The 6,617-nt window shown below is 63.9% G+C and carries 8 protein-coding genes and 1 pseudogene; 7 read left to right on the top strand and 2 right to left on the bottom strand.

Annotation, left to right across the window (positions count from 1 at the left end; genetic code table 11):
* Window positions 1–349: 349 nt before the first annotated feature.
* On the bottom strand, window positions 350–706 hold the full coding sequence (locus tag DPM12_RS22985; protein ID WP_123788453.1) for a hypothetical protein: 357 nt from the start codon (window positions 704–706) through the stop codon (window positions 350–352).
* A 595-nt stretch (window positions 707–1,301) separates the two neighbouring features.
* On the opposite strand from DPM12_RS22985, the gene DPM12_RS23715 reads away from it, so the two are divergent.
* From DPM12_RS23715 to DPM12_RS22190, 6 genes and pseudogenes are all read left to right on the top strand, one after another.
* Window positions 1,302–1,877, top strand: a complete 576-nt coding sequence (locus tag DPM12_RS23715) for a hypothetical protein (RefSeq protein WP_211659247.1) — start codon at window positions 1,302–1,304, stop codon at window positions 1,875–1,877.
* Between the two features lie 161 nt (window positions 1,878–2,038).
* Window positions 2,039–2,662 carry a group II intron maturase-specific domain-containing protein gene (locus DPM12_RS22210; RefSeq protein ID WP_211659246.1) on the top strand — a complete coding sequence of 208 codons (624 nt, stop codon included), beginning with the start codon at window positions 2,039–2,041 and terminating at the stop codon, window positions 2,660–2,662.
* Between the two features lie 206 nt (window positions 2,663–2,868).
* Window positions 2,869–3,162 (top strand): annotated as a pseudogene (locus tag DPM12_RS24020) (IS3 family transposase); the annotation flags it as partial.
* Between the two features lie 159 nt (window positions 3,163–3,321).
* A complete protein-coding gene (locus tag DPM12_RS22200) occupies window positions 3,322–3,570 on the top strand; it encodes a DUF433 domain-containing protein (RefSeq protein WP_112260536.1) in 249 nt (82 codons plus the stop codon).
* Window positions 3,567–3,962, top strand: a complete 396-nt coding sequence (locus DPM12_RS22195) for a DUF5615 family PIN-like protein (RefSeq protein WP_112260529.1) — start codon at window positions 3,567–3,569, stop codon at window positions 3,960–3,962. Before DPM12_RS22200 ends, DPM12_RS22195 begins: the two co-directional genes overlap by 4 nt.
* A gap of 326 nt (window positions 3,963–4,288) precedes the next feature.
* Window positions 4,289–4,852, top strand: a complete 564-nt coding sequence (locus DPM12_RS22190; RefSeq protein WP_123788454.1) for a hypothetical protein — start codon at window positions 4,289–4,291, stop codon at window positions 4,850–4,852.
* A 197-nt stretch (window positions 4,853–5,049) separates the two neighbouring features.
* Here DPM12_RS22190 and DPM12_RS22185 read toward each other — a convergent pair whose 3' ends face one another.
* Window positions 5,050–5,745 (bottom strand): TetR/AcrR family transcriptional regulator, encoded by a 696-nt coding sequence (locus DPM12_RS22185; RefSeq protein ID WP_112260527.1) that lies wholly within the window; start codon window positions 5,743–5,745, stop codon window positions 5,050–5,052.
* Between the two features lie 109 nt (window positions 5,746–5,854).
* Between DPM12_RS22185 and DPM12_RS22180 the strand changes: the two genes are divergently transcribed.
* Complete coding sequence (locus DPM12_RS22180) at window positions 5,855–6,598, top strand: SDR family oxidoreductase (protein WP_112260535.1); 744 nt, start codon at window positions 5,855–5,857, stop codon at window positions 6,596–6,598.
* Window positions 6,599–6,617: the final 19 nt, after the last annotated feature.

Raw genomic sequence — 6,617 nt, 5'->3', positions numbered from 1 at the left:
CGAGGACTCGTTCACGGTGAACCAGCAGGAGAACGCTGGCGAGTGGCGGGTCCTGGGGACGTTCAGTTTCGACGCCGGTGATGAGGGATTCGTCCGGCTCGAGGTCCACGACGCGTCGAGAGTTCACCGGGCGAGCGGGGCACGGTGGCGACCGGTTGAGTCCTCTTGACGATGCGTACCGTCGAGGGCGGGTTCGCTGACGACCCCGATCGGCGACGGCCCACCGCGTCCGGCCCGGTCGCGGTGGGCCGGGTAGCATTGCCCAGCCCGGCGGCGATGCCCTGACCGCCCGTGTCGACCGCGTCCTGTTCTCCTCGCATGCCAGAAAGGTCGCATTAAGAGGCGCTAGTCATATATCCCTTGAGTGATTGCGGCCGTTACCAACGTGGGAAACTGCCCAGCTCGCCAGGGTGGATACCCAGCTGCGGCGACGTGTCTGCGCTGGATGCGGCATGATAGCTGAATAGTGTGATTCGGCCGTTGCTTGCCGGTGATGTTCCAGTCCAGCATCGGCGCTGTCCTTGAGGAGTTCCCACGCTGCCGCTTGTCGTTGTGTACGCTCCATCCTGAAGTCAGAGATCATTTTTCCACCCATGCTGACGACGATCAGCGAGAACCCGAGGAAGACAACCCGAAGCCGGTCGTCAGGTGCGAGTACATCAACGGCTGCGGCACTCACAATGAGGGAAAAGCCGATCGGAACCATGGTCAGTCCTAGCGCACCGGCCTGATGCAAACTTCTGGCTTTAGCCTTCAACGCCAGAGCGCCGTCCTCGGCGGCCTAGCGCAGCTCGTTTAGGCGCGCCGTCTGGTCAACACGGCTTGTGAGAGGGTATATGAGCCGGCCGAGGCGGGGTTGCGATGCCTGCTTTGTCCGATGCTGCTCGAGGTTGGATGAGCTTGGCGCCGGCTCTGCTGCTGATCAGTTTCTTGCATTCGTGTAAATCCTCGGCGTCGCCGTAGAACAGGTACAACCGCACGTGTTTCTCCAGCTGTTCCAAGGGCGATACGGGGGTGTCACCTCTGATCATGCGTGGCCTCCTTCTGGTCTCGCGTGTGTACCTTGTCCTCCTAGGCCAGCACGGTAAGTGCGATGAGCTACCGGGTATTGCCCCGCCATGTGTGGGGATTCAGGAGATCATCGACAGGATAGGTCTGGAACATCCATGACGGATTCAGGAGATGCTGAAGGGGTGTGATTTGATCATGGTGCCATTTGAGCGGATCTGCCGAGGGGATGGCGGCAGATCCCATCTGGGGCGAGACACGATGCTGGGTCGTACTACGATTCTCATGTTTCGATGAGTCAGGAGCTGTCGTTTGTGTCGCACAATGGGCATGCCGTTCGCTCGGCGAACATCACTCGGTCTCTGCAACAGGCCGTGCTCGAGCTTCTCGCCGAGAAGGCCGTCCCCGCACTCCGTGCCTATGTCGATGGGGTGCCCGTTGTGGTGACGTGCCGGGTGCTCAAGCTCGCTCGCCAGCCCTACTACCGGTGGCTGGCGGCCCGGATCACCGATGCCGATGTGGTTGCGGCGTATCGCGCGAACGCGCTGGTCGACGCTCACGGTGACGACCTCGAGTTCGGGCACCGATTCCTGGCTGATGAGGCCCACGACGCCGGCCAGCCGATGGCTGAGCGCACCGCGTGGCGGATCTGTTCGCAGAACGGCTGGTTCAGCGCGTTCGAAAAGAAGAAGGTCCGCGGCAAGGGGACGAAGGCCGGACCCCGGTCCACGACGATCTCGTCGAGCGCGATTTTCACCGCGGATGGCCCGAACCGGCTGTGGCTGGCCGACATCGAGCGCCACGAGGCGCTGTTGAACCGAGTGGAGGTGGAAGACTTGCGCCGCCGCGCTGCCGCAGCGGCGAGGTGAAGCTGAGGGCAGCCTGATCCCCGGGATGGGGGCGAGGGCGGAAGCAGCCCTGACAACGACGGGACAGGCCGGTACTGCTGGCCGAGCACTTCGCCGCGAAGTGGGAAGCGCTCGGCCCGGAATGGACACGCGCCAAGCATCGACGCGCCAGTGGTGCGGTCGTGAAGCTCGTCCGCTACGCCGACGACTTCGTGGTTCTCATCCACGGGCAACGCTGCGATGCCGACGCGCTGTGGGACGAGGTCAGCGCAGTTCTCGCACCGATGGGCCTACGCCTGTCGGTTGAGAAGACGAGGGGCTGCCACATTGATGAGGGGTTCGACTTCCTCGGCTGGCGCATCCAGCGCCGTGCTTGGCGGAGTCGGACCGGCAAGAAGGCGCTCTACACCTATCCATCGAAGAAGTCGTTGGCTTCGATCATCGGCAAGGTGCGGGCGCTGACACGCCGTGCAAGACATCGAACGCTCGCAGACCTGCTGCGCCGGTTGAACCCGACGCTGCGGGGCTGGTGCACCTACTTCCGCCACGGAGTGTCCTCGCGGACCTTCGGCTACCTCGACCACTTCACCTTCTGGCGGGTGATCGGGTGGCTCCGCAAACGACACCTCGGGTTGAACATGCACACCCAGATCCGGCGCTACCTGCCTGGATGGCACATCCGTGCCGGAGGGATCGAGATGTTCCGGGTCAACGCGTTCCCTGTCGAGCGCTACCGCTACCGGGGCACCAAGAGCTCAACCTCGTGGTCGAGCGCAACGCAACCAGAACCCGCCCCATCTGCATGAACACGTGGAGAGCCGGATGCGGCGAAAGTCGCACGTCCGGTTCGGAGGGCGCGACGGGGAACCCACCAGCCGAAAGACTGACAGGGCGCCCCGGTCCGACCCCCTACACCGAGCACACGACCGTGGAGGGCAAGCTCTACCTGTGCGCCATCAAAGACGTGTGCTCCGGGCCGGATCCTCGGGTACTGCATCGACCCCTTGAACCTGCCCAGTTCCGGTTCCGAAAGTTCCTGCGTGCCCTGGCCCGACACTGCATGGTCGGATCGATGGGCAGGGTCGGCGCCGCGGGGGACAACGTGGCCATGGACAGCTTCTTCTTACTGCTGCAGAACAATGTCCTCAACCGACGCTCCTGAGACACCCGTAAGCAGCCACGCATCGCGATCGTGACCTGGATCGAACGGACCTACCACTGCCGCCGACGCCAACCCGGCCTCCGACGTTTGACCCCCATCGAGTTCGAGACCATTATGAACACGCCAGCCGAGCTTGCAGTGTGACTAGGAACTGTCACCTATCCGTGCAGCAGGCCGTCCTTCTGGTGTTGTACATGCGATCTTGCGCCACTTGACGGGCGCAGCGCGGGTAGTGGCCACGAACACGATTGTGTGTCTGTCGTGTGTCCGGTCATGGCAGCGTTGGAGGTCTACACTGGTGCCATGCCACAGACTGTGCCTGGTTTTGATCGTCTGACTGTTGAGCCTGACAAGCTTGGTGGTCAGCCGTGTGTTCGTGGTTACCGGTTCAGCGTTGAACATCTGCTTGAGTTGCTGGCTGCGGGGTGGACGTTCGAGCAGGTCCACGCGGACTTTCCGTTCATTGAGCCGGAGGATGTTCAGCAGGCGCTGGGCTATGCGGCTACCTTGGCGCATCGGGAGTTCTACGTGCCGTTGAAGGAACCGGCTTGAGGCTGCTGATCGATCAGAACTTACCGTCTCGGCTTGCCTCGTTGTTTGCAGCTCAGGGCTACGATGCCGCTCATACCGATAATGTCGGGCTGGCGACCAGCGCTGATCCGCAGATTCTGGCATGGTGCTGTACGCAGGATCGCGTGCTGGTGACCGCGGATAAGAAGCTGACCAAGTTCCTCGCGTCGTCGAGTGCGAATTGTCCGAGTGTGTTGATCACTCGTGAGATGCGAATGACGCCCGCTGAGCAGGTGGCGGCGATTTTGGTTGCGAATCTTCCACAGATCGAACAGATCATAATCGAGCACGGTAACGCCGTCTTCTCTCTCGCACCCGACAAGCCGATCAGGGCGGAGTTGCTTCCGCTCGGCGTGTCAGACAAGACCACGTGACGGGCTGGGCGGCAAAGCCCCAGCTAGACGAGGTCAAGCATGGCGGTGTGGGTGAGGTTAGGGGGCGAGTTGCTCCTCGGACACTCGAACATCCACGAAAGCTACGACGTCGCTGTGTACTCCTGCGCCCGACTGGTGGAGAACCCCTGCGCGGTCCCCGAGTCCGATGGCGAGCACCTCTAGCGCGCCACGCGCGACATCGACGAGGTCATGAACCGTGCCGAGCCGTGGCGCGTCGAAGGGGACACATCCACCATGCGCCAGCGAGAGGACGGGCGATGCACCTGGGTCGAGCACTCTCGGCAGTGGTTGCCATGATCGCACTGATGGGCTGCAGCAGAGGCGAGTCCAGCGAGGACCCCGACGGCGACAGCACGACGGCTCCCATCGAGCTCGACGTCGTCCTCGACGCGGAACTCGGTGTCGGCGCTCCCACCGGACCCGACTATCCGCCGGACACGTCGGGCCTGGTCGCCGAGTACACCGTCACCAATAATGCCGATGTCGCCGTGCTCGTGGTAGAACGACGGCCAGCGCAGATCACACCTACGGTCGATGTCCCCCTTCCGGACACTGAGGAATCCAGCTGGGTCTACAGCGACGACGCTGGGACCGTCCTCGTCACTAAGGAGATCTTTGCCACCAGCCGTAGCAGCGGCACCGACAGGAACACCGGTAGCGCTTATCGGGCGCCCGCCGTGCGGCTGGAACCCGGTGAGAGCGTCACCGGCCCGCGCCTTCGCCCTAACCCCGTTGCGCCGGATAGCGCCCAATACCGACGTCTTCGACGTGCCGGGGCCGAGTACCCTGACGACCCAGGCGACGTCGTGGTCATTCTGTGTACAGATGGCGCCGGACCCCGGCGAAGGCGGCGCGCCGACCATGGCTGACCACACTCCCCACCGTCGGCTCCTCTGTTCAACGGGCACCGATCTACCCCCGGATGTACTCACCGGCGGGTCGTGATGACCGGAGGCACACCATGCCCGTGACGCTTCGAGCACGCCGGGCGAGTGGCCACGGTCCTCGGTGACGCTTCCGACGCCTTCGGCGAGATCGCTCCGGCCATCCTTCTCATCCGCGGCGATCAGGTCACTCTTGAGGCGGCGCGAGCCAGGAGCTCATCGAGAAGGGCGCGTTCGCCGGGGCTGTACAGATCGGGAGCTTGGTCTAGTACGGCCCGGAGGCTGATTGCGCGCTGGGCGAGGTCTGCCGGTGCACTGGTCTCAACGGCCGTGATGGAGTCGATGACGGCGTCACCGAGACGGCGGGGGAGGGTGAGGTCGCGGTGTTCGCGTGGTGTCTGGAGGAGGTTGAGCGTAAGGCCGACGCCCGCGGAGTGCACCATGTCCACTGCCGTGTCTACCGGGACCGTCAGTCGCCCGGAAACGGCAATCCGCTCGACGAGCATGCGCAATCGGTCCAGGGCGCGTTCGTCGGTGCGGCTGCGGCGCTGCAGCGTGGGACGGCTATACATCAGGAGGTAGTAGGCGGGGTTCTCCAGCCCGAATTCGACGTGAGTGTCCCAGCCCCGACGCAGGTCAGCAACCGGGTCGTCGGTGAGTTCGATGGCGTGCTTGCGCTCCAGGTACTGGGAGAACCCGATGTCGGCGACCTCGTCGAGCAGCTCGTTCATGTCAGCGAACTGCCGGTACAGCGTGGGTGGCTGTACGCCTGCGGTGGCACACACAGCGCGGGTCGTTACGCCTTCCCGCCCGTCTCGCTCTAGCAGCTCCGTCGCGGCCCGGATGATCCGCTGTCGGGTGTCCCCTCGATCCTTCATGTAGCAACGATAACGCAAGATGGCAATCAGCGATGTGTTATCGTCGATTGCAATCACTTATTAGCGACGATACCTCGAATACCGGGAGAACCGACAAGGAGAGATGATCATGAGCACCACCACCGATCAGCCTCGGATCGCCCTCGTCACGGGCGGTTCCGGCGGCATCGGCCGCGCCGTCGTCAAACGCCTCGCCGCCGATGGATACGCCGTAGCCGTGCACTACTCGGGCAACAAGGACCGCGCCGAGGAGACGGTCGGCGAGGTCACCGAGGCCGGCGGGAGAGCGATCGCCGTCGGTGGCGATATCGCCGACGAGAACGCCATGGCCGCCGCGTTCGACGCGACGGAGAACGCATTCGGCGGTCTCGACGTCGTGGTGAACACCGCGGGCACCATGCTTCTATCGCCCATCGCCACCTTGGACCTGGCCGACCTGGACCGGATGCACCGTACGAACATCCGCGGCACCTTCGTGGTCTCTCAGCTTGCCGCCAACCGGGTGCGCACCGGTGGGGCGATCATCAACCTCTCGACGTCCGTTACGCGCACGCAGCTCCCGTCTTACGGTGCCTACGTCGCCTCGAAGGCAGCCGTCGAGGGCATCTCACTGATCCTTGCCCGCGAGCTGCGCGGCCGGGATATCACCGTCAATGCCGTCGCCCCCGGCCCGACGGCGACGCCCCTGTTCCTTGAGGGCAAGAGCGAGGAACTGATCGATCAGCTCGCCTCCATGAACCCGATGAACCGGCTCGGCGCGCCCGAGGACACTGCCGAAACCGTGGCGTTCCTCGCCGGTCCGGCCCGCTGGGTCAACGGCCAGACCATCTTCACCAACGGTGGCATGGCTTGAAGCGCCATCTGGCCGGTTG

Source organism: Phytoactinopolyspora halophila (assembly GCF_003287285.1).
GTDB lineage: Bacteria > Actinomycetota > Actinomycetes > Jiangellales > Jiangellaceae > Phytoactinopolyspora_A > Phytoactinopolyspora_A halophila.
Note: the sequence above shows the minus strand (reverse complement) of the source record. Positions and strands in the feature narration are given on the sequence as shown.

Excerpts from the sequence above, each read along its gene's own strand:
- DPM12_RS23715 (WP_211659247.1), top strand. The coding sequence starts at position 1,302 with ATGAGTCAGGAGCTGTCGTTTGTGTCGCACAATGGGCATGCCGTTCGC.
- DPM12_RS22985 (WP_123788453.1), bottom strand. The coding sequence starts at position 706 with ATGGTTCCGATCGGCTTTTCCCTCATTGTGAGTGCCGCAGCCGTTGAT.
- DPM12_RS22185 (WP_112260527.1), bottom strand. The coding sequence starts at position 5,745 with ATGAAGGATCGAGGGGACACCCGACAGCGGATCATCCGGGCCGCGACG.
- DPM12_RS22180 (WP_112260535.1), top strand. The coding sequence starts at position 5,855 with ATGAGCACCACCACCGATCAGCCTCGGATCGCCCTCGTCACGGGCGGT.
- DPM12_RS22190 (WP_123788454.1), top strand. The coding sequence starts at position 4,289 with ATGGGCTGCAGCAGAGGCGAGTCCAGCGAGGACCCCGACGGCGACAGC.
- DPM12_RS22200 (WP_112260536.1), top strand. The coding sequence starts at position 3,322 with ATGCCACAGACTGTGCCTGGTTTTGATCGTCTGACTGTTGAGCCTGAC.